The following is a 22,301-nucleotide window of genomic DNA, read 5'->3' on the forward strand; positions in this document are numbered from 1 at the left end:
CTTTCTACTCTTTCACCCGAACCCGGCAATTACCCCGCGTGTAGTTGCGGGAAAATCCTGCCTCAGCGCGCTCGCTGCTCCGTCAGTGCCTTCCGGCAATCGGTGCAAGCAGCGGGCCCACCACGTACATGGCCTGCAGCAGTGCGAATGTGCCGAAAAAACCTGCCGCCGCCGGTTTGAACAGGGCGATAGCCAGTGCAAGCAACACAATCGTGAGGGCGAATTTAAACACACCCTGCTTCAACAGCTTCGCCGGCGAGCGCTCAACATCGGCCCGCCAGGCAAAAAACCCACCCGGTATCAGACACACGACCCCAGCCAGAAGCGCAGCAAACGCCTGCGAACCGTCCCAGATCAGCAGTCCTGCCGCTGCCGTCACCGCAGCCAGCAGCTGCAGCGTCACGATTCTGTAGGGCAACGACACTCGACGAGCCTGCGGAAAAGCGGCGCGTATTATAGGGAGCCCCTATCCGGCATTCAATGAAAAGCGGCGCGTGGCCGGCTTATTTAGCTGCGGAGGGCTGACAGGTGCTCACCTGCCGGGCCCGCGTCCTTGGGTAGCCGGCTCCTCAGCGCAGATGGCGCAGTATGCCTTCGAGTTCATCGAGGGTGCTGTAGCCGATCACCACCTTGCCGCGGCCGTTGGCATCATGGTCTATGGACACCGGCGCCCCGATACGCTCGCTCACGTCCCGCTCGAGACGACGGGTATCCGCGTCTTTGCCTGGTGCGCGTTTCGGCACCCTGGAAACGGGCGCCAGCTTCTGCCGTACCAGGGCCTCTGTCGCACGCACCGACAGCTGGCGTGCGGATACCTCTCTGGCCAGCCGCTCCTGGTCCAGCGGTTCCAGCGACAGCAGGGCCCGGGCATGACCCATCTCTATGGCACCAGAGAGCAGCATTTCCCGGACTGGAGCGGCCAGATGCAGCAGACGCAGCAGGTTGGTCACTGCCACCCGGGATTTGCCGACCGCATCGGCGACCTGCTGTTGCGTCAGGCCGAACTCGTCCTTCAGCCGCTCGAGCGCGCCGGCTTCTTCGAGGGGATTGAGGTCTTCACGCTGAATGTTCTCGATGAGGGCCATCGCCGAGGCCTGCTCGTCGGTTACCTCCCGAATCAGAGCGGGTATCCGGGTAAGGCCGGCAATCTGGGCCGCCCGCCAGCGCCGCTCGCCGGCGATCAGCTCAAAGCCCCCCTGGGGTCGGGCACGCACCACCACCGGTTGCATCAGCCCCTGGCTGCGGATCGAGGCGGCAAGCTCTGCCAGGCTGTCTTCGTCAAACGTGCGGCGCGGCTGATAGCGGCCACGGACCACGCTCTCAATAGCCAGGTGCTGGAGCTGGTCGGGCCTTGCGGCCTGGTCTTCACCGGCAACCGGGCTCACCGGCGTCTCTTCAGACGCCGACCTGTTCACGGACAGCAATGCGTCCAGTCCTCGTCCCAAACGCTTCTTACTCACCCTTGTCTGCACTGTCCTTTGTGGTGGAGGTTGCGGCACGTGACTGCGGTGCCCTGTTGAACTCCGGTGTGTGCTTGCGCTTAATCTCACCAGCCAGCGCCATATAGGCTACCGCACCCCGGGACAGCCGATCATAGAGGATTACCGGCAGGCCGTGGCTGGGTGCTTCGGCCAGTCTGACATTGCGGGGGATCACTGTGCGGAACACCCGATCGCCGAAATATTCGATCAGCTGTCGAGACACATCCCGGGTCAGGCTGTTGCGCGGATCATACATCGTTCGTAACAAGCCCTCTATGCGCAGGTCGGGGTTGGCGGCAGCCTTCACACCCTCGATGGTCTCGAGCAGGGCGGTGAGCCCCTCGAGCGCGTAATACTCGCATTGCATGGGAATGAGCACGCTGTGTGCGGCAATCAGTCCGTTGAGCGTCAATATGTTCAACGAAGGCGGGCAATCGATGATCACGAAGTCGAAAGCGACCGCTTCTTCGAGACGCTCGCGCAACCGGTACTCGCGACGCTCCATCCGCAGCAGGCTGACCTCGGCGGCGGTCAGGTCGGTATTGGAAGGCACCACTGAAAACCCGCCCGGACATCGCTGCACGACATCGGCCAGGCCAACCCCGTCGATCAGCCAGTCGTAGGTGCTGTTCTCCAGCTCCGACTTATCAACCCCCGAGCCCATGGTCGCGTTGCCCTGTGGATCGAGATCCACCAGCAACACCCGGCTGCCGGAGAGCGCCAGGGAAGCTGCGAGATTGACGCTGGTGGTGGTCTTGCCGACCCCACCCTTCTGATTCGCAACGGCTATGACATCCGGCACTCGGGTCTCCCTGTAGTCTGTGCAATCTCCCCTGCACGGATGATGGTCACTTCGTGGGGGCGATCAAGCCCCGGGATCTCTATCTCACAGCGCGCTTCGATGTGCGCGCCCGTCAGCGGGATCGCTGACCGCGCTTCCGGCTGCCCGGATGGGTCCGGTTCGGCAGCTTCCCTGGCGGGGTGTCCACCGGCCCCCGTCATCAGCACGAGTCTGCCGCCCTCGGCGAGCAGATGTCCGCACCAGGCCCACAGCTGCGCAGGCTGCGCGACCGCCCGGGACACGATGACATCAAAGCGCTCCTCCCCGGAAAGCCCGGCAACATCACCGCAGACACAGCGCACGTTGACGAGTCCAAGGGTGTGAACGGCCAGTTCGAGGAAGCGCGTCTTGCGCTGATTGCGATCCACAAGGAGAAAGGTACGCTCAGGACTGGCAACAGCCAGCGGCAGGCCGGGCAGGCCGGCGCCACTACCCACATCGAGCACTCTGCTCCGGGGCGGGGGAGGCAACAGGGGCAGCAGGCTCAGGCTGTCGAGCACATGGCGGCTCCAGATACGCTCCATATCCTGGCGTGACAGCAGGTTGAAGCGCGCATTCCAGCGCCCGAGGAGATCCACGAAGCTTTCCAGCTGCTCAGCCTGGTGGGCGTCCAGTGCGACCCCGAGCCGGGCAGCGGCTGCAACGATGCCACCCGGCGGTTCTGCACGACCGGCCACTAGGGCGCCGTGTCCGCAAGGTCGAGGGGCGGCGATCCACCGACCTGGGGTCCGGTGCCTGCGGTTTTTCTGGCATGGACCAGCAGCAGAGAAAGTGCCGCAGGGGTCATTCCGGGAATGCGGGACGCCCTGGCCAGCGTTTCGGGCCGGACAGCCTTGAGTTTTTCCCTGAGTTCGGAAGACAGCCCCGAGACTGCCTGATAATCCATCTCAGGGGAGAGGGCTATGCCCTCGTGACGACGGATTTTGGCGATCTCTTCGTCCTGGCGAAGGATATAGCCTGCGTATTTGGTCTCGATATCGAGCTGACCGAGCACAGACCCTGCACCGTCCAGACCGGCAATTCCGCAGTCTGTCAGGGTCTGACTCAGGGCTTCCAGGCTCACCCCGGGGCGCCGCAGAAAGGCAACCAGCGGAGTTTCCCGGGTGAAGCGTTCGCCGCTTGCCTGTTCGAGGGCCTGGGCCAGCCGGGTGCCGGGGTTGACGTGCACCGCCGCCAGCGCTTTGCCGGCCGCACTGAGCGCATCGCGCTTGCGGGAAAACGCCTGCCAGCGCCGGTCGCCGACTATGCCGAGCTCTCTGCCTGTAGGGGTGAGGCGCTGATCTGCATTGTCTTCCCGCAGACGCAGTCGGAATTCCGCCCGGGAGGTAAACATGCGGTAAGGCTCGTTGGTGCCCATGTTGATCAGATCGTCGACCAGGACACCCAGATAGGCTTCGTCTCTGCCCGGACACCAGGGCGCACGTCCTGCAACCTGCCGGGCAGCATTGAGGCCAGCCAGCAGACCCTGGGCGGCCGCTTCCTCGTATCCCGTGGTGCCATTGATCTGGCCTGCAAAAAACAACCCGCCCAGTACCCTGGTCTCCAGTGAGTACTGCAGATCCCGAGGGTCGAAGAAGTCGTATTCAATCGCGTAACCCGGGCGGGTGATGTGGGCGTTTTCGAAGCCTGCGATGCTGCGCACCAGCGCGAGCTGAATATCAAAGGGGAGACTGGTCGAAATGCCGTTCGGATAGAGCTCCGGGGTGTTGAGCCCCTCGGGCTCGACAAACACCTGATGCTGTACCCGATCGGCAAAACGCACGACCTTGTCTTCGATGCTCGGACAATAGCGTGGCCCGACCCCTTCAATCACTCCGGTGTAGAGCGGAGAGCGATCGAGCGCACCCAGAATGATTCTGTGTGTGGCCGCGTTGGTGTGGGTGATGTAACAAGGCACCTGACGGGGCCGGCGCAGCTCGTGCCGGGATGAATCCGAATCCGGTGAGGGTTGGCCACTCAGCTGTACCGGCGACAGCTGACCGTCCGCGGTGCCTTCCGCCTCGTGCAGAAAGGACATCATCGGGGTCGGCTCATCCCCGGGTTGAGTCTGCAGCACGCTGAAGTCGACGGTTCGACCATCGATGCGCGGTGGCGTGCCGGTTTTCAGTCGGTCCACGCGCAGGGGCAGCGCCCGAAGTTTTTCTGCGAGAGCATTGGACGGGGCATCGCCCGCCCGGCCGCCGGGATGGTTCTCGAGGCCGATGTGAATCCGACCGCCGAGGAAGGTCCCGGTGGTGAGCACCACTGCGGCGGCATGAAAGCGCAGGCCCATCTGGGTGACGACACCGGTCACACGATCCCCTTTGAGAATCAGGTCCACCACCGACTGTTGAAATATGCGCAGGTTGTCCTGCTCCGCGAGCAGGGTCTGTACGGCCTGACGATAGAGCTGCCGATCCGCCTGGGCGCGGGTCGCCCGCACGGCCGGTCCTTTACTCGAATTGAGGATGCGGAACTGAATGCCTGCCCTGTCGGCGGCTTTCGCCATAATGCCGTCCAGGGCATCGATCTCCCGCACCAGATGGCTCTTGCCGATGCCGCCGATGGCGGGGTTACAGGACATCTGGCCGATGGTTTCCAGTGACTGGGTAAGCAGCAGCGTGCGCGCGCCCTGCCGCGCGGACGCCATCGCGGCTTCGCATCCGGCATGGCCGGCGCCGATCACGATCACATCGAAACTGTCCGGGAAATCCTCTGCAGTGTTCACTTTCAGCCCGTAAACGCCTGATTTTCGGGGGCGCGAGTATACTCTTTACTACTTGCCGATACAGAAGCGCGAAAAGATCTCACCGAGCAGTGCATCGCTCGTCATCTGCCCGACGATCTCCCCGAGCGCTGCATGCACCAGCTTGAGTTCTTCCGCCACGATCTCCCCGGGCACCGCGTCACGGGAGAGTTCGACTGACCGGTCCAGCCCCTGCATAGCCCGATCCAGAGCGTGGAGGTGTCGGGCTCTCGCGGTGAAGGTGCCCTCGGTTGGCATGAAACCCACCCGCTCCCGGATCATCTGCTTGAGCGCCTCGAGCCCCGCGCCGGTCAGCGCCGATACCGCAACGTCGTTCCCGGCTGCGATGGCCGTCTCGACCGGCAGAAGGTCCACCTTGTTCAACACCCGGATCAGCCGGCCCGGTTCGATATCCGTCAGTAAAGAATCGAACGACCATTCGGTTGAGCCTGTGTCGCCCGGCACCACATCCACCGGCCGGACAACGGCGTCCGGCGTCCGCACCCACACCACCACATCCGCCTGCCGTGCCGCAGCGACGGCCCGCCGGACGCCTTCCTGTTCCACCGCATCGCCCGCTTCGCGCAGTCCGGCGGTATCCACCAGTTCCACAGGCAGACCGTCGAGCACCAGATCCACCCGGATCAGATCCCGGGTTGTGCCGGGAATATCGGTCACAATGGCCCGGGCCTCGCCGGCCAGACGGTTGAGCAGACTCGATTTACCGACATTGGGCGCGCCGATCAGCGCAAGGCTGATGCCCTCGCGCAGCAGAACGCCCTGGGCCGATGCGGCCCGCAGCCGCTCGAGCTCAGCACGGATGGTGGAGATTCGCGCAGCCACCTGGCCATCGGCCAGAAGGTCGATGTCTTCGTCGGGAAAGTCGATGGCCGCTTCCACATACATGCGCAACTCGACCACCTGACGGTCAATGTTGTGCACGGCGGCAGAAAATTCACCGGCCAGGGAGCGCCTGGCGCCCCGCACTGCCGCCACCGAGGCACCGGCTATCAGATCAGCAACCGCTTCAGCCTGGGCGAGGTCAAGCTTGCCGTTGAGAAACGCCCGTTCGGTAAACTCTCCAGGGCGGGCCATGCGTGCACCAGAGGCCAGGATCTCATCGAGCAGCATCTGCAGAACTACGGGTCCGCCATGACCCTGGAACTCCACCACGTCCTCTCCGGTGAAGGAGGCCGGGCCTTCGAAAAACAGCAGCAACCCGGAGTCCACCGGCTCGCCGGTTGCAGGACTGGAAAAGGTGCGGAAGGTCACCCGGCGCGGCTGCAGCGGCGCACCACTGAGCATTGCTCCAATATTGCGCGCGGCGGGACCGGAGACCCGCACGATGCCCACACCCGCCTGACCGGCAGCGGTAGCAACCGCTGCAATGGTATCAGTGGACAGAGTCTGACGGATCGGCGGATCCGACTCAGGTTTTCGCGGCTGTGGCACGCTCGGTCTGGCGGATCACATACCACTGCTGGGCAACGCTGAGAACGTTGTTCACCAGCCAGTAGAGGACGAGGCCTGCGGGGAAGAAGAGGAAGAGAACCGTGAACATCACCGGCATGAGTTTCATCATGCGGACCTGCATCGGGTCACCCACCGCGGGGCTCAACATCTGGGTCACGTACATGCTGGCACCCATAAGCAGAGGCAGCACAAAGTAGGGGTCCATGGCCGCCAGGTCGTTGATCCACAGTGCAAAAGGTGCCTGCCGGAGTTCCACGCTTTCGAACAGAACCCAGTAAAGGGCAATGAAAATCGGCATGGGCAGCAGCATCGGCAGACACCCCCCGAGCGGATTGACCTGCTCCTTTTTGTACAGTGCCATCATTTCCGTAGAGAGCTTCTGCCGGTCGTCCGCGAAGCGCTCCTGCAGTCGCTTCATCTGGGGCGCAACCCGGCGCATGTTGGCCATCGATCTGTAACTGGCTGCGCTCAGCGGATAGAGGATGGCTTTGACGAGCACGGTGAGGAGAATGATCGCAACTCCCCAGTTCCCCGCAAATCCGTGGAACCAGTCGAGCACATAAAACAGCGGTACCGCCAGCCACCACAGAAAGCCGTAGTCGATTGTGAGATTGAGATTCGGCGAGATCAGTTCGAGCTGCTTCTGATCCTTGGGGCCGGCATAGAACTGGGCCTTCCAGATACCGGTACCGCCTGGAGCGACCGTCTTCAGCGGTGCGGTAAAGCCGAACACATAAGTGTTATCGCTGCGCTTCTGGCCGTAGTAAGTGTTGGTCTGGTCAGGTTCAGCAATCCAGGCGCTCAGGAAGTAGTGCTGCAGAAAGGCGATCCAACCCCCATTTACGGACTGCCGGAACTGCTCATCCTCCAGATCGTCGAAGTGGAGTTTTTCGTAACGCTCTTCGTTGGTGGTGAGCGCACCGCCTAAATAGGGTTTTGGGCCCAGTGCGAAGGAGGACTCACCATAAGCTTCGCCGTCATCCCGCTTGATCTGGGCAAACAGGCTGGCCTGAATGGGCCTGTCCAGCTGGTTGACCACCTGGTAGGAAACATCTACCAGATAGGTGCCCGGTGTGAAGCGATAGGTCTTGGTCACGTCCTGACCGTCGACGACGGCCCGCAATACGACAGACAAAGGCTCGGTGCCAGTCGTCTGATAGGTCGAAGACGCTGAGGAATACAATGGCCGGCCATTGCCGGCATCGATGCCGTCTGCGCCGATCAGGCCACTCTGGGCGACATAAGTGCGTCCCTGACCGTTGTCGAGCAGCAGATAGGGCACGTCCGGCTCGTCGATGGAGATGGGGAACGCCGGCAGCTCGACCCTCACCACATCACCACCGCGTCGATCGATCCACAGGTTCAGCTCGGGGGTCTGTACTTTGACAAGCCGATCGACACTGACCTCTGCAACCGGCACCCCTGGCTGAGCGCTGGACTCGCCCGCACTGATCAGGGAAGCGTCGGGAACATCAGTGAGTTGAGTGGAAGGGGTCTCGACGGGTGCGGCGTCTGCCAGGGGCTGATCTGTGCCGGCACTGTCGGCCTGCGGGTCTGGCGCGCTCGAATAGCTGGCGGCCGGACGATTCTGCACATAGTCATCATTCCAGGCGAGGATCATCAGATAGCCGGTCGCGGCCAGACCGATGAGCAGTACGATTCTCTGGATCTCAGTGGGTAACATGGACTTCAACCCCTCCATCAACCCGGGCTCACGGTTGAAGGGCTGCGGGTCTTTTCGTCACTGTGCCGGGCCTGTGTGTGCATGCTGTTTTTTCCTGTAAGCGGATGAGGCCTGCCCGGGGAGGTCTGGTTGCCGGAGTCACGAGGGGGCACCGGATCCATACCGCCGGGATTGAACGGGTGACAGCGACCGATACGCCGCAGCGCCATCCAGCTCCCGCGAACGGCACCATAGTGTTCGATCGCCTCGAGCGCATAATGAGAGCAGGTGGGATGAAACCGGCACTGATTGCCGATGAAAGGACTCAACACCACCTGATAGGTGCGGATTACCACCCTGGCGAGCAGCGCTGGCAGATGCGTCAGTCTCATAGTCCGCCCAATTTCTCCATTTCAATCATCTGAGCCGGGCTGCCCCGGCAGCCGCCCAGTGTCAGCCGCCGACCTGCATCTGCCTTCCAGTTCATCAAACAGATGGTCCAGATGCCGATGCAGCTGGGCAGGTGTTACGGGTCCGACGACCTGTACCACCACGTCCACAGGCCCCAGCGTGCTCCTGCAGCACCGAAACCGGTTGCGCACGATACGCTTGACGCGATTTCGGGTGTGGGCCCGGGGAATGGCCTTCTTACCCACAATCAGTCCGAGTCGAGCGTCGTGCATTCTAGTGAAAACCGCGTTCAGACGTAACGGTCCATCGCGCAGGCGGATATCCGCTCGTCGCAATACCTGCTCGAATTCGACAGATTTTAAAAGACGCGCGCTGGGAGGAAACGCAAACGCGGGGGCTGTGGCCATGATGGTGCCCTCAGCTGCGCGGGTTCAGAGATCCTGTAACTGGGGACCTGCCGGGAATGGGACCTCAGCGCCGGTACAGCAATGCAAAACCTCCGGGCTCAGACGCAGAGGCGCTTGCGACCCTTGGAACGGCGGGCGTTGAGCACTTTCTGACCGTTTTTTGTGGCCATGCGGGCACGGAATCCGTGGGTGCGCAGGCGCTTGATGTTACTCGGCTGAAAGGTTCGCTTCATGATGTCACCGCTGTTGACGCGCTCCGGACCGCTCTGTCGTAAGAAGGTCTGGCTCGACAAGGGCGCGGGATTGTATGAACGCTGCAGGCGGCTGTCAACGCCGGTGTGGCCAGTGCGTGACCCGGGCCCTCGCGGACCTTGCACCGGGGAACTGACATGACGATGAGTTAGTTAAGAATAATAATTTCTATTTTGAAATGAGATATATGGTTGTTGTTTGTTGAGCCGCCCGGACCTGTTGATAAAGCCCGTTTCCGTAGTGGTAAGAGCGACTTGTGGCCGGGGGGAACTGTGTACATCCCGGCCTGAGTAACGGTGGTTGAGTGTGGATAGAATGCGGGCAGGCCGGATAGCCACTGGAAAACCGTCTTGAAACGCATTTTATCCACAGGTTCTCCAGCGGGTTGCACACACTGTAGTCCGGCGTTGTGGGTACATAAGATGTACCTGGCCGGCTGCTAAGTTTCTGATATTGCGCGGGATAAAAAAAAGCGCCGGTAATTGCTCAGCATTGCGTAGCAATTTGCGCAGCACCGTGGCTAGAATGACTGCGAATCGGAAACGACAGCCTTAAGCGAGCGAGACCCCGGAAGAAGAGGGTTGAGCGCTCGACGGGTTCTGCACCATCCGAGCTCTTTGAATCAGCTGAAATACGAAGTACTGCTGTCCGGGAAATTCGAATAGTCTGGAGGCTCGATACCGGGAAGGCTTTGTCGTCTAAGTGTGCCGGCAGGTCTGGTGGTGATGAGATTGCCCGAAGCTGCCCGGCAGACGACAAAACAGAATGTGGAAGAGCAGAAAGAAGAGTAAAAACAAGCGCTAAAAAGAAATGAAAGTTAAAAAGAAATGAAAGTTAAAAAGAAATGAAAGTTAAAAAGAATAAGAGCTGAAAAAAGAATAAGAGCTAAAAAAGAATAAGAGAAGCAAGCGACTAAACTGAAACTACTCAGAATGAATAACTGAGAATAACAGCAGACTCAGCAGTACGAGCGCTGATAAAAGCGAAGGGTCGGACGGTTTAATGACCCTTAAAAATAAGAGAACGGATGACTTTCGGGGGCAGAGTTAGGTGGGACGTTCCGTTTGGCACAAGTGCCTTGACCGGCTACAGGATGAGCTATCCTCGCAACAATACAACACCTGGATCAGACCGCTGCAGGCGCGTCGTGAAGACAATCGTCTGCGCATCATGGCGCCAAATCGTTATGTGCGGAATCAGATTCAGGCGGACTACCTTGATCGGATAACCGAACTGCTTGCACAGTTGGGTGATGCCAGTGAGTCACTCGAAGTACATCTGGAAATTGGTGCTGCGACGGACACCGGGTCCGACTCGGAACCGTCCCCTGTGAGGGCGGATGGCAGCGGCGGTGTAGCAGAGCGCCAGGGTATCCATAAGCTCAATGATGAGTTCACCTTCGGCACATTTGTCGAGGGGAAGTCGAACGAAATGGCGAAAGCGGCAGCTTCTCAGGTTGCCCAGAACGCCGGTCGTTCCTATAACCCGCTTCTACTATATGGCGGCGTTGGACTCGGCAAGACGCACCTCATGCAGGCGGTCGGTAATTCGGTCAGACAGGCCAATCCGGATGCCAAGGTCGTCTACCTGCATTCCCAGCGCTTTGTGCAGGATATGGTCAGTGCCCTCAAGCAGGGGACGATGGCGGATTTCATGTCCTACTATCGGTCGGTGGACATGCTGCTCATCGACGACATTCAGTTTTTCGCCAAGAAGCTGCGCTCACAGGAAGAATTCTTCCATGTATTCAACGCTCTGCTCGAGCAGGGCCGGCAGATGGTGTTGACCTCCGACCGGTATCCCAGGGAGATCGACGGCCTGGAGGAGCGCCTCAAATCACGTTTCGTCTGGGGCCTCACGGTTGAAGTTGAACCACCGGAGCTCGAGACCCGGGTGGCTATTCTGATGAAGAAGGCGGAGGCCGAGCAGATCGACCTCGAGCCCTCGGTAGCCTTTTTCATTGCGGAGCGTATCCGCTCCAATGTCCGGGAACTCGAAGGTGCCCTCCGGCGGGTCATCGCGAACGCGAGGTTTACCGGTTGCCGCATCAGCATCGAACAGGTCAAGCGTGCACTGCGGGACCTGCTGGCGATTCAGGATCGTCAGGTGAGTATCGACAACATCCAGCGCACGGTTGCCGAGTACTACAACATCAAGATTTCCGATATTCTCTCCAAGCGTCGAAATCGGACCATTGCCAGACCTCGACAGGTTGCGATGGCGCTGGCGAAAGAGGTGACCAATCACTCGCTTCCTGAGATCGGGGAAGCCTTTGGCGGCCGTGACCATACGACGGTGCTGCATGCCTGTCGGAAGATTGCCGAGCTCAGAGAGTCAAATGCGGATATCGCGGAAGACTACAAAAACCTGAACAGGCTTCTGACCAACTGAGGGCAGCGACGGGGTTCGGGCTCGATATCGACGAGGGCCCGGTGTCTGGGCGGTGGGTTGTTTTTGCGCTGCAGCCCTGGAAAAACGAACCCCGGGCCCCGTACCGGGTGTGGAACGCCCGACGCTGATAACCCGACGTTGATAATAGGTAAGCTATGAAATTCACCACCGATCGAGAGTCACTCCTGCGTCCCCTGCAGCTGGTTACCGGGGTGGTCGAACGCCGCCAGACTCTGCCGGTGTTGGCAAACCTGTTAGTGGTGGCCCGGGATGGGCAGCTCTCCCTGACCGGCACGGATCTGGAAGTTGAGCTGGTCTCCGAGCTCAGTACTGAATCGGGTGCAATCAACATCACCCAGGAAGGTGAGGTCACCATTCCTGCGCGCAAACTCAGTGATATCTGGCGCTCGCTGCCGGAGGGCTCGCAGGTCACGGTCGAGGTGGGGGGCGAACGTGCGGTAGTCCGGTCCGGTCGCAGCCGGTTTTCCCTGGCGACACTCCCGGCACAGGATTTTCCGAAGGTCGAGGGGGGTGCTGGAGATACCGAAATCCGCCTCACCCAGGGTGAGTTCCGCAGTTTGCTGGACCAGGTCAGCTTTTCCATGGCTCAGCAGGACGTGCGGTATTTTCTCAATGGCATGCTCCTCGAGATCAGCCGGGATCATGTGAGGGCGGTCGCCACGGATGGACATCGGCTTGCGATGTGCACGCTGAAAGGAAAGGGCGTGGGGGACAGTCGGGTTCAGGCCATCGTGCCGCGCAAAGGCGTCCTCGAGCTCAGCAGGTTGCTGGATGATGGCGATGACGAGGTGGTTCTGCAGCTGGGCTCCAATCACCTGAAGGTTTCCCGCGGCGCTTATCAGCTGACCACGAAACTTGTAGATGGTAAGTTTCCTGACTATGAAAAGGTTCTGCCCCGGGATCTCAATCGGTCGGTCACCGGTGATCGTGAGACGCTCCGGCAGGCGTTCATTCGCGCGTCGATTCTTTCAAACGAAAAGTATCGCGGCGTCCGCCTGATCGTTGAGGATGATCAGCTGACGATCCAGGCGAATAACCCGGAGCAGGAAGAGGCTGAAGAAATCGTGCCTGTCGCTTACCAGGGCGAGAAGGTGGAAATCGGCTTCAATGTCAGTTATCTCCAGGACGTACTGTCTGTGCTGCACACGGAACAGATTCAGATCAGCGTTTCCGATGCCAACAGCAGCGCCCTGATTGAAGGCGTGGGTAAGGAAGACGCGGTTTACGTCGTCATGCCCATGCGCCTCTAGCCAGTCGGCGCGCACCCTATCGCGTGCGTTTCCAGCGCCTCGACATTCAGAACGTTCGGAATCTCGCGTCGGTTTCAATCGAGCTGGCCGGTGGACTCAATTTTTTCCGTGGCAACAACGGCGCCGGGAAGACGGCGCTGCTCGAAGCCCTGCATATCCTGTGCAGAGGGCGATCCTTTCGTACGGCGAAAATCCAGCCCCTGATCTCTCATGGCTCGGAAGAGCTGATCGTCCGGGCGCGGGGATTGGACGAGTGGCGGGGTGAGGTGACACTGGCTGTGCGGAAAGACCGCCAGTTAAAAACAGAACTCCGGATAGATGGCGCCCAGGAGAAGCGCATGTCTGAGATTGCGCGACTGACCCCACTACAGGTAATGCTGCCGGATGTCGCTGAACTGGTCTTCGGGGCACCGGGAGAACGAAGACGCTGGCTGGATTGGGGTACGTTTCACGTGAAACATGACTACCTCATCACACTGCGTGAGTGTCTGCGGGTACTCAAGCAGCGCAACGCATTGCTCCGGGACGGTGCAGCAGCAGACAGGCTCGCGCCCTGGACCCGTCAGTTTGTCGAACTTGCGCAAACGGTTACCGGGCAGCGCAGGGATTATCTGCAGCGTCTGTCGCCTCATTTCGATAAGACTCTGGCGACACTTGCACCGGGCCTGCAGATAACGGTTGATTACGTCTGCGGCTGGTCGGAAGAGGCGGGGCTTGAGAAAGTGTTGGGTGAAAGCCTGGGCCGCGAGTTAAAATTCGGCGCGACGCAATCCGGCCCACACAGAGCCGATGTGGTATTGACCCATGAAACAAAGGCGGTAGCCGGTGTGCTGTCGCGGGGCCAGGCGAAGATCGTCGCGAGTGCGCTGTTGATCAGTCAGGCCGCGCTGCTTGCTGAAACCCAGCAGAGAAGCACGGTATTTCTCATAGATGACCTGGGCGCGGAGCTGGATATTGATCACGGCCGCAGGCTGCTCACACTGTTGAGGGATACCGGCGCCCAGATTCTGGCGACGGGTACGACCCCACCGCCGCAGGAACTGCAGTTAGCGGCGCTTTTCTCCGCAGATGGTGGCCCACCCCGTATGCTGGCCAGGGACAGTGCAGTCGAAGCGGCTATTCCGGCTGGGTTCACGGGTGCACAAGCCCCTGCGCAGGCACCGGACGTTGGGTCAGGACAGGAATTCAGGATGTTCCACGTGAAACAGGGCGTGGTGCAGAGGGAACGGGGCGAGCGCCCCACAGGAGACTAAATGCCACAGGATACGACCTACGACTCAAAAAACATCAAAGTCCTGAAGGGACTGGATGCGGTGCGGAAGCGTCCGGGAATGTACATTGGCGACACGGAGGATGGCACCGGGCTGCACCACATGGTGCAGGAACTGGTGGACAACGCCATCGACGAAGCGCTGGCGGGTCACTGTGATCAGGTAGATGTCATTGTTCACAGTGGCGAAGCGGTTACTGTCCGGGACAACGGCCGCGGTATTCCGGTAGACATACACGGAGAAGAAGGTGTTTCCGCCGCCGAGGTGATCATGACCACCCTGCATGCCGGGGGGAAATTTGATGACAACAGCTACAAAGTGTCCGGTGGTCTGCACGGCGTAGGTGTCTCCGTAGTCAACGCCCTTTCTGAAGAGTTCCGTCTGACCGTACGCCGGGATGGCAAGGTGTATGAACAGACCTACCGGGATGGCGTGCCGGAAGCGCCCCTCGCTGAAATCGGTGAAACCAGCAACAGGGGCACCGAGTGTTACTTCAAACCTTCGGATAAGACCTTCAAGAACATCCAGTTTCACTACGATGTTCTGACAAAGCGCTTGCGGGAATTGGCTTTCCTCAACTCCGGGGTCTGCATACGCCTGAAAGATGAGCGGACGGGTAAATCAGAAGAGTTTCTTTACGAAGGTGGATTAAAGGCCTTTGTAGAGTACCTTAACGGTAAAAAGACCACGCTGAACCAGGTCTTTCATTTCGTCAGCGAGCGGCAAGACGGTATCACTGTGGAAGTTGCGATGCAGTGGAATGATGCCTTTCAGGAACAGGTGTTTGCCTATACCAACAACATCCCCCAGGGCGATGGTGGTACCCATCTGGCCGGCTTTCGGGCGGGACTTACCCGGACTCTGAATGGCTACATCGAGCGGGAGGGGCTGCTGAAGAAGATCCAGGTATCTACCACCGGTGATGACGCCCGGGAGGGTCTGACCGCTGTGGTCAGCGTCAAGGTGCATGATCCGAAATTTTCTTCACAGACAAAAGACAAACTGGTTTCCAGTGAGGTCAAGACTGCGGTTGAACAGGAACTTGCCCAATATTTTTCGGATTATCTGGTGGAGCATCCCCAGGATGCTCGGGCGGTTGTTGGCAAGATGATTGACGCTGCGCGCGCGCGGGAGGCCGCCCGTAAGGCCCGGGAAATGACCCGGCGCAAAGGCGCACTGGATATCGCCGGACTGCCCGGCAAGCTGGCTGACTGTCAGGAAAAAGATCCCGCTCACTCCGAGCTTTATCTGGTGGAGGGTGATTCTGCCGGCGGATCTGCCAAGCAGGGTCGCGACCGACGTACCCAGGCGATCCTGCCGCTGCGCGGCAAGATCCTGAACGTCGAGAAGGCGCGTTTCGACAAGATGCTTTCTTCTGCAGAAGTGGGCAATCTGGTTACCGCATTGGGTTGCGGCATCGGCCGGGATGAATTCGCGATCGAAAAGCTGCGCTACCACAGGGTCATCATCATGACCGACGCGGATGTGGACGGTTCTCACATCCGTACTCTGCTGCTCACCTTTTTCTTCCGGCAGATGCCCGAGCTGATCGAGCGCGGACACATTTTCATCGCTCAGCCACCGCTCTACAAAGTCCGGAAAGGCAAGCAGGAGCGTTACGTAAAAGACGATGTGGAGCTCAATGGCCACTTTCTTTCCACTGCCTTGGAAGAAGCTCAGCTTTATACCAGCCCGGATGCAACACCCATGGCCAGCGCCGAACTGGAAACCCTGGCGAAGGACTACCGGATGCTGCTGCTGCGGCTCGAGCAGGCGTCCCGGGCCTATCCCCTGAGCATCACCGAGGCCCTGATCGACATGCCGGCCGTCACCCTGGAAATGCTCCACGACGAAGCGCAGATGAAGGTCTGGAGCGAGCGCTTACAAACCCGTCTCGCCGCTGAAAATGTGAGTGTCGATCTTCGTCTCGATCCGGAGCGTCAGGTCTACTGTCCGCGGGTCGAGCTGCGTATCCGGGGTATTACCGAGCAGATCACACTGAGCCACGCGTTCTTTTCCGGCACCGAATACCGGGGTATCGCCCGGATGAGTGAGCGTCTGGCCAGCCTCCTGAACCCGGGCGCCTATATTCGCCGGGGTGACAAATCGACCCCGGTTTCACGCTTCGGGGAAGTGGTCGACTGGCTGCTGACCGAAGCCCGCAGGGGTGTGGACATCCAGCGCTATAAAGGGCTGGGCGAAATGAATCCGGACCAGCTCTGGAAGACCACCATGGATCCGGAAGTCCGCCGGATGTTGCGGGTGACTGTGGATGACGCGATCGCAGCGGATCAGATGTTCACTACCCTGATGGGTGACCAGGTGGAGCCGAGGCGGGAGTTCATCGAAACGAACGCGCTGTCGGTGGTCAACCTGGACGTCTAAGACCGGGTGCAGGATGCCGTTGCGCAACCGCAGCAACACTGTAAAGCTCTTTTACTAGTCGCTCCGTAGTGCTGGCTGCCTCCCGGGTCAGCGCTTTGCTGTCCCGGCCTGCGCTGTGAATCGGTGGTGCGATCTTCACCCGGATGGTGCCTGGGGTCTTCAGAAACCGATGCGCCGGCCAGTACCGGCCCGCATCGTGGGCGATCACCACCAGTGGCGAGCCGGCGGCGCTTGCCAGAGCGGCACCACCCACCTGAAAGCGACCTGTCTTGCCAGGTGGCATGCGGGTACCCTCCGGGAACATCACCACCCAGATGTTGTCGTCCAGCCGTTCGCGGCCGGAACGGATCAGCCGCTTCAGCGCACCACGTGATTTGTTGCGGTCTATGGCGATGGGCCTGAGCAGGGCGAATGCCCAGCCGAAGAAGGGAATCCACAGCAGTTCGCGTTTGATGAGCGTGGCCTGGGGGGCCAGCAGCGTCTGTAGAAACAGGGTCTCCCAGGTGCTCTCGTGGCGACACATCACCACACAGGGGTTGGTCGGGAGATGCTCCAGACCTTCGATCTGATGTCCGATGCCGCAGGTGATGCGCAGCCACCAGAGCGAAAAGCGGGTCCAGCAGCCGACCACAAAAGCGAAACGCTGGCGGTACGGCAGTATCCAGGCAAAGAGGACTGACAGTGCCCCCCAGACAATGGTGGCGAGGGAATACCCCAGATAAAAGGCGGCGGAGCGCAACATCATTTATGTTGCAGTCCGTCCGCCGGTTTGCCGAGGGCTTCGATCTCCGCGGTGGCGAACGCCTGCAGGTCATCGTAGATCCGTGTTACCCCGGAGGATCGCGCTTCGGCCTCCGCTGCCTGTCCGTGCCCTGTGCGTACCAGAACCGGCTCGCAGCCGGCGGCCTGTGCGGACTGCAGGTCGCGCAGCGAATCTCCCACAAAGCAGGTGTCGGCGGCGTTCGCAGCGAAAGTGGCGATGAGATCCAGGAGCATGCCCGGCCGGGGTTTGCGGCAGCTGCAACCCGCCTCAGGCAGGTGCGGGCAATAGCGCCAGGCGTGAATACCGGCTCCCATGGCGGCCAGTTCCCGGTCAATGCGAGCGTGGATCTCCAGTAGCGTGGCTTCGGTAAGCAGACCCCGGCCGATTCCGGACTGATTGGTGCAGACACCGATCTGAAACCCGCGGTGGTGCAGCCGGGCAATTGCCTCGAGGGCACCCGGGATCGGACGCCAGTCGCTGACGGAGCGGATGAATGCCGGGGAGTCGAAGTTGATCACGCCGTCCCGATCCAGGAGGATCAGGCGCCGAGGCGCCGGACCACCCCGGTCCCAATTCGAATTGGCGTGATCGGACATTGTTCGCTTATTCTCGGTGGGCGGTTGGTTACAATCGCGGCGCAATCTACGGGACTTTCCGATCATGGTCAAAACCGACCCCCGACGCTGCCCATGGTGCCGGGACGACCCGCTCTATGTCTCGTACCACGACGAGGAATGGGGTGTCCCTGTCGCCGACGAGCGGGCGCTGTTCGAGCGCCTGGTGCTGGAAGGCATGCAGGCCGGGCTGTCCTGGCTGACCGTGCTGCGCAAGCGGGCACACATGCAGAAGGTATTTTTCAATTTTGAGCCCGCAAAGCTGAGTAGTGCAGGGACACCCGCGCTCGAGCGCTGGATGAACGACGCCGGGGTGATCCGTCACCGGGGTAAACTCGAAGCCATGATCGGCAACGCCCGGGCCACGCTGGCGCTCGACGGCGGACTCGCGCATCTGTTGTGGTCCTTTGTGGATGGCAGACCCATCCAGAACCGTTACAAACGCATGGCCGATGTGCCATCGGAAACCAGCGAATCCAGGGCGATGGCCGGCGCGCTCAAAAAAGCCGGTTTTCGCTTTGTCGGCCCGACGACCTGCTATGCCCTGATGCAGAGTGCAGGAATGGTGAACGATCACCTCGTGGACTGCGCGGCACACAAACGATGCTCTGTTGAGGCAAAGTCTTGGCTGCTCTAGCCCCGCTGCTGCTGAGCATCTGGACCCGGATCATGGCCGCACTGCCGTTCCGGGCCACGGTGACGGTTGGCAACTTCATCGGTCAGATCGGCTGGCTGTTCAGAACCCGACCGGCGAAGGTCACCCGCGCCAACCTCAAACACTGCTTCCCTGCGCTACGCGATGCAGAAATCGATCGGCTCACGAAAGCCAGTCTCTGCCATACCGGTCGTCTGCTGGCCGAGACCGGCATCACTTTTCACTGGAGCCCGGACAGACTCGAGACGCTCTACAGGGATGTCGAAGGCGCTTCGTATCTGGAGTCGTCCCTGGCGATCAAAAAGGGCGTGCTGCTGCTGGCCCCGCACTTCGGTAACTGGGAGATGATAGCCCTCTACATCGGACGCTACGGTTTTACCGCGCTTTACGATCCGCCGCGGGTGGCATCGCTGGATGCACAGATCAGAAAAACAAGGGAACGGACGGGCGGCAGCCTTGCACCCATCGATGGCCCGGGACTGCGCTCCGTCTTTCAGGCGCTGAAATCCGGTCGGCTCACGGCGCTGCTCCCGGATCAGGTTCCAGCGCCCAGCGCAGGCATCTATGCGCCTTTCTTCGGACGCCCGGCGCTGACCATGACCTTTGCCCACCGGCTCATTCAGAGCACGAAACCGCTGGTGCTGCTGTGTTCGTGTCGACGGGTAAAGGACGGCTTCAAACTGTGCTTCGAGCCGGTGGATGAGGCGGTGTATTCAGAAGACCAGCTCGTCTCTGTGACCGCTATGAACCGGGCCATCGAAACCCTGGTGAGAAAGGATCCCGCGCAGTATCAGTGGGAGTACAAAAGATTCAAGCGGCTGCCGGCTGGCGCAACCAGACTCTACGCGGACTGAACCTGCTCAGCGGCGCCAGAATGCCGGAGTAAGCAGCACCAGCAGTGTGAATATTTCCAGGCGCCCCAGCAGCATCACAAACACCAGCAGCCACTTCACCGGCTCGGACAGATCACCGTAGTGCAGGGCCACACTGCCCAGGCCGGGGCCGAGATTATTCAGGCAGGCCGCGATGGCTGAAAACGCCGTGGTGAAATCGAGATCGGAAATCAGCATCAGCAGGGTGAGCATGGTGAGAAACACCAGCACATAAACCGAAAAGAAGCTCCACACGGCTTCGATCACCCGCCCGGGGACGCGTTGAGCACCAATCTTTATCGGGAACACGCCATTCGGATGGATGAGACGTTTGATCTCCCTCGCCCCCTGTTTGTAGATCAACAGCACCCGGATGATCTTCAAGCCACCGGCAGTTGATCCCGCACAGCCACCGGCGAACGCGGCGAGCATGAGGAGTACGGGCGTGACCGACGGCCAGAGGCTGAAGTTGGTGGTGGTGAATCCGGTCGTGGTGGCGATCGATACCGCCTGGAACAGGCCCGAACGAATAGGAGTATCCGTGGCCTCGGGATGCTGTATCAGCACCCAGCAGACTACGGCGGCCACTGCGCTGACAACAAAGACGTACACGCGGGATTCAGTATCCCGCAGGTAGAGCGCAGGGTTGCGCCGGTTGAAGGCCATGAAGTGCAGTCCGAAATTGATGCCGGAAAAAAGCATGAAGACGATGGCCACCCCTTCTACCGCGGCGCTGTTGAAATAACCGATGCTGGCATCGTGTGTCGAGAAACCGCCGATGGCGACCGTAGAGAAACTGTGGGCGATGGCATCAAAAACTGACATCCCGGCCAGCCAGTAGCTGAAGGCACAACTGGTGGTGAGGATCAGATAGAGGATCCACAGTGCTTTGGCCGTTTCGGTAATCCGCGGGGTAAGCTTGGCGTCTTTGACCGGGCCGGGAGACTCCGCCCGGTATAACTGCATGCCACCGATACCCAGCATCGGCAGGATGGCGACTGCCAGTACAATGATGCCCATGCCGCCGAGCCACTGCAGGAACTGGCGGTATATCAGCAGCGACTTCGGCAGATCATCCAGACCGGTAAACACGGTGGCGCCGGTGGTCGTGAGTGCCGACAGAGATTCAAACGCAGCATCCGTGAAGGTCGCATGCACCGAGTCCGTCAGGTAGAAGGGCAGCGCCCCGTACAGTCCGATCCCGAGATAGAACAGCACGGTGATCAGAAACCCGTCACCCCCGCGCAGCTCGCGCCGGCCCCTGGGTGCAAGGGAAAGCAGCAGACCGGTGAAGAGGGTGATGGCGAACGCCAGGGCAAAGGCGGGGGTGGTGGTCTCCTGATAAATCTGGGCGACGATCACCGGTAAAGCCAGCGTGGTGCTGAACAGCATCAGCAGGATGCCGGTGATGCGCAGAATGACAGAGAAATGCATGACGCCCCGGGTGGTTGCCTAAAAAAAGGTCAGGCCGACCTGGAAAAGTTTTTCGACTGCGCTCACCTGCTTTTTGTCCGTGAGGAACAGAATCACGTGGTCCTCAGACTCGATCACCACATCGTCGTGTCCGATGATCACTTCGCCGCCGCGCACGATTGCCCCGATCGAAGAGCCTTCTGGCAGATCGATGTCCCGCAGGGCGCGGCCAACCACTTTGGAACTCTTAGGATCGCCGTGGGCGATGGCCTCAAGGGCCTCGGCGGCGCCGCGGCGAAGACTGTGCACCTGCACCACGTCAGCCTTGCGTACATGGGTGAGCAGCTGACTGGTGGTTGCCTGCTGGGGCGATATCGCAATATCGATTTCACCGCCCTGCACCAGATCCACATAGGCCGGTTTGCCGATCAGGGTGATGACCTGGCGCGCGCCCAGTTTCTTGGCGAGCAGCGACGACATGATGTTGACCTCGTCGTCGTTGGTCACTGCGCAGAAAGCGTCGCACTGTTCGATGTTTTCCTCGAGGAGCATCTCCCGGTCGGTGACGTCCATGTTCAACACCACAGTGCTGTCGAGAATCTCGGCAAGTTCTTCGCAGCGCTGTGCGTTCAGCTCCAGCACCTTCACCGAAAAGTAGGGCTCGATCGCCTTCGCCAGAGCGGTGCCGATATTGCCGCCGCCGGCAATCATGATCCGTTTGAAGGGCCGCTCCACCCGGCGCAGCTCGGCCATCACCGCATTGATGTGTTCAGAGGCCGCGATGAAGAAGACCTCGTCGTCCGCCTCGATTACCGTGTTGCCCTTCGGGATCAGGGCTTTGCCGCGGCGGAAGATTGCGGCGACCCGCATCTCCACGTTAGGCACATGCTCTCTTAAGAAGCTGAGTTCCTGCCCGACGAGCGGACCGCCGTAGTAGGCCTTCACAGCAACCAGCTGCACACGGCCATCGGCGAAGTCGAGCACCTGCAGCGCGCCCGGGTGTTCGAGCAGCTGGCGGATGTTGGTGGTCACGACCACTTCCGGATTGATCAGCACATCGATGGGCATGTGCTCTTTGCTGAAAAAACCCTCCCGGGTGAGATAACTGGTGGAGCGGATACGGGCGATCTTGGTCGGCGTGCGGAACAGCGAGTAGCAGACCTGGCAGGCCACCATGTTGACCTCGTCGCTGGAGGTCACCGCGATCAGCATATCGGCGTCGTCCGCACCCGCCCTGCGCAGCACGTCAGGATGGGAGCCATGACCGGCGACGGTCTGGATATCTATCTTGTTGCGCAGCTCTTCAAGGGCGACCACATTGCTGTCGACTAAAGTGATGTCGAACTTTTCGCTCGCGAGATTTTCAGCCAGTGTGCCGCCGACTTTGCCGGCGCCGATGATGAGTATTTTCAT

Annotated in this window: 18 protein-coding genes and 1 pseudogene; 6 read left to right on the forward strand and 13 right to left on the reverse strand. The window is 60.4% G+C overall.

The genetic code is table 11. The annotated features are described in order from the left end of the window. Positions 1–82: 82 nt before the first annotated feature. The 9 genes and pseudogenes from R3E82_22900 to rpmH all read right to left on the reverse strand — a co-directional run bounded on the left by R3E82_22900 (position 83) and on the right by rpmH (position 9,234). Complete coding sequence (locus R3E82_22900) at positions 83–424, reverse strand: ATP synthase subunit I (protein ID MEZ5553745.1); 342 nt, start codon at positions 422–424, stop codon at positions 83–85. A 145-nt stretch (positions 425–569) separates the two neighbouring features. Next, entirely contained in the window at positions 570–1,460 is an 891-nt protein-coding gene (locus R3E82_22905) for a ParB/RepB/Spo0J family partition protein (protein MEZ5553746.1), read from the reverse strand. Further along, positions 1,453–2,283, reverse strand: coding sequence for a ParA family protein (locus tag R3E82_22910; GenBank protein ID MEZ5553747.1), 831 nt, complete (start codon positions 2,281–2,283; stop codon positions 1,453–1,455). Before R3E82_22910 ends, R3E82_22905 begins: the two co-directional genes overlap by 8 nt. After that, on the reverse strand, positions 2,268–2,999 hold the full coding sequence (rsmG, locus tag R3E82_22915) for a 16S rRNA (guanine(527)-N(7))-methyltransferase RsmG (GenBank protein ID MEZ5553748.1): 732 nt from the start codon (positions 2,997–2,999) through the stop codon (positions 2,268–2,270). The genes R3E82_22910 and rsmG overlap by 16 nt, the downstream gene beginning before the upstream one ends. Then, a complete protein-coding gene (locus R3E82_22920; GenBank protein MEZ5553749.1) occupies positions 2,999–5,029 on the reverse strand; it encodes a tRNA uridine-5-carboxymethylaminomethyl(34) synthesis enzyme MnmG in 2,031 nt (676 codons plus the stop codon). The genes rsmG and R3E82_22920 overlap by 1 nt, the downstream gene beginning before the upstream one ends. 48 nt (positions 5,030–5,077) lie before the next feature. Then, positions 5,078–6,499 (reverse strand): tRNA uridine-5-carboxymethylaminomethyl(34) synthesis GTPase MnmE, encoded by a 1,422-nt coding sequence (mnmE, locus tag R3E82_22925; protein ID MEZ5553750.1) that lies wholly within the window; start codon positions 6,497–6,499, stop codon positions 5,078–5,080. Then, on the reverse strand, positions 6,477–8,204 hold the full coding sequence (yidC, locus tag R3E82_22930) for a membrane protein insertase YidC (GenBank protein ID MEZ5553751.1): 1,728 nt from the start codon (positions 8,202–8,204) through the stop codon (positions 6,477–6,479). The genes mnmE and yidC overlap by 23 nt, the downstream gene beginning before the upstream one ends. Positions 8,205–8,347: 143 nt before the next feature. After that, a pseudogene (gene yidD, locus R3E82_22935) lies at positions 8,348–8,575 on the reverse strand (membrane protein insertion efficiency factor YidD). A 524-nt stretch (positions 8,576–9,099) separates the two neighbouring features. Continuing rightward, on the reverse strand, positions 9,100–9,234 hold the full coding sequence (gene rpmH / locus R3E82_22940; protein MEZ5553752.1) for a 50S ribosomal protein L34: 135 nt from the start codon (positions 9,232–9,234) through the stop codon (positions 9,100–9,102). 1,069 nt (positions 9,235–10,303) lie between these two features. Here rpmH and dnaA point away from each other — a divergent pair. The 4 genes from dnaA to gyrB all read left to right on the forward strand — a co-directional run bounded on the left by dnaA (position 10,304) and on the right by gyrB (position 16,571). Further along, complete coding sequence (dnaA, locus tag R3E82_22945) at positions 10,304–11,644, forward strand: chromosomal replication initiator protein DnaA (protein MEZ5553753.1); 1,341 nt, start codon at positions 10,304–10,306, stop codon at positions 11,642–11,644. A 155-nt stretch (positions 11,645–11,799) separates the two neighbouring features. Then, a complete protein-coding gene (gene dnaN / locus R3E82_22950; protein MEZ5553754.1) occupies positions 11,800–12,915 on the forward strand; it encodes a DNA polymerase III subunit beta in 1,116 nt (371 codons plus the stop codon). Between the two features lie 23 nt (positions 12,916–12,938). Then, the gene (gene recF / locus R3E82_22955; protein MEZ5553755.1) at positions 12,939–14,168 is read left to right on the forward strand and encodes a DNA replication/repair protein RecF; all 1,230 of its coding nucleotides are present in this window, start codon (positions 12,939–12,941) and stop codon (positions 14,166–14,168) included. Beyond that, on the forward strand, positions 14,169–16,571 hold the full coding sequence (gene gyrB / locus R3E82_22960) for a DNA topoisomerase (ATP-hydrolyzing) subunit B (protein ID MEZ5553756.1): 2,403 nt from the start codon (positions 14,169–14,171) through the stop codon (positions 16,569–16,571). Here the strand turns inward: gyrB and R3E82_22965 are convergent. After that, the gene (locus R3E82_22965; GenBank protein MEZ5553757.1) at positions 16,555–17,316 is read right to left on the reverse strand and encodes a lysophospholipid acyltransferase family protein; all 762 of its coding nucleotides are present in this window, start codon (positions 17,314–17,316) and stop codon (positions 16,555–16,557) included. The two genes, gyrB and R3E82_22965, sit on opposite strands and share 17 nt — an antisense overlap. After that, positions 17,313–17,930, reverse strand: a complete 618-nt coding sequence (gene gmhB / locus R3E82_22970) for a D-glycero-beta-D-manno-heptose 1,7-bisphosphate 7-phosphatase (protein ID MEZ5553758.1) — start codon at positions 17,928–17,930, stop codon at positions 17,313–17,315. The genes R3E82_22965 and gmhB overlap by 4 nt, the downstream gene beginning before the upstream one ends. A gap of 64 nt (positions 17,931–17,994) precedes the next feature. On the opposite strand from gmhB, the gene R3E82_22975 reads away from it, so the two are divergent. Together R3E82_22975 and R3E82_22980 are read left to right on the forward strand one after the other, a co-directional pair. After that, positions 17,995–18,585, forward strand: coding sequence for a DNA-3-methyladenine glycosylase I (locus R3E82_22975; protein ID MEZ5553759.1), 591 nt, complete (start codon positions 17,995–17,997; stop codon positions 18,583–18,585). Further along, entirely contained in the window at positions 18,573–19,457 is an 885-nt protein-coding gene (locus tag R3E82_22980) for a lysophospholipid acyltransferase family protein (protein MEZ5553760.1), read from the forward strand. Before R3E82_22975 ends, R3E82_22980 begins: the two co-directional genes overlap by 13 nt. Positions 19,458–19,463: 6 nt before the next feature. On the opposite strand, the gene R3E82_22985 is transcribed toward R3E82_22980, so the two are convergent. Beyond that, positions 19,464–20,909, reverse strand: coding sequence for a TrkH family potassium uptake protein (locus R3E82_22985; GenBank protein MEZ5553761.1), 1,446 nt, complete (start codon positions 20,907–20,909; stop codon positions 19,464–19,466). Positions 20,910–20,927: 18 nt separating this feature from the next. Further along, on the reverse strand, positions 20,928–22,301 hold the full coding sequence (gene trkA / locus R3E82_22990; protein ID MEZ5553762.1) for a Trk system potassium transporter TrkA: 1,374 nt from the start codon (positions 22,299–22,301) through the stop codon (positions 20,928–20,930).

Source organism: Pseudomonadales bacterium, assembly GCA_041395945.1.
Taxonomy (GTDB): domain Bacteria; phylum Pseudomonadota; class Gammaproteobacteria; order Pseudomonadales; family Azotimanducaceae; genus SZUA-309.

Excerpts from the sequence above, each read along its gene's own strand:
- R3E82_22965 (MEZ5553757.1), bottom strand. The coding sequence starts at position 17,316 with ATGATGTTGCGCTCCGCCGCCTTTTATCTGGGGTATTCCCTCGCCACC.
- R3E82_22975 (MEZ5553759.1), top strand. The coding sequence starts at position 17,995 with ATGGTCAAAACCGACCCCCGACGCTGCCCATGGTGCCGGGACGACCCG.
- gmhB (MEZ5553758.1), bottom strand. The coding sequence starts at position 17,930 with ATGTCCGATCACGCCAATTCGAATTGGGACCGGGGTGGTCCGGCGCCT.
- dnaN (MEZ5553754.1), top strand. The coding sequence starts at position 11,800 with ATGAAATTCACCACCGATCGAGAGTCACTCCTGCGTCCCCTGCAGCTG.
- trkA (MEZ5553762.1), bottom strand. The coding sequence starts at position 22,301 with ATGAAAATACTCATCATCGGCGCCGGCAAAGTCGGCGGCACACTGGCT.
- yidC (MEZ5553751.1), bottom strand. The coding sequence starts at position 8,204 with ATGTTACCCACTGAGATCCAGAGAATCGTACTGCTCATCGGTCTGGCC.
- gyrB (MEZ5553756.1), top strand. The coding sequence starts at position 14,169 with ATGCCACAGGATACGACCTACGACTCAAAAAACATCAAAGTCCTGAAG.
- R3E82_22985 (MEZ5553761.1), bottom strand. The coding sequence starts at position 20,909 with ATGCATTTCTCTGTCATTCTGCGCATCACCGGCATCCTGCTGATGCTG.
- rpmH (MEZ5553752.1), bottom strand. The coding sequence starts at position 9,234 with ATGAAGCGAACCTTTCAGCCGAGTAACATCAAGCGCCTGCGCACCCAC.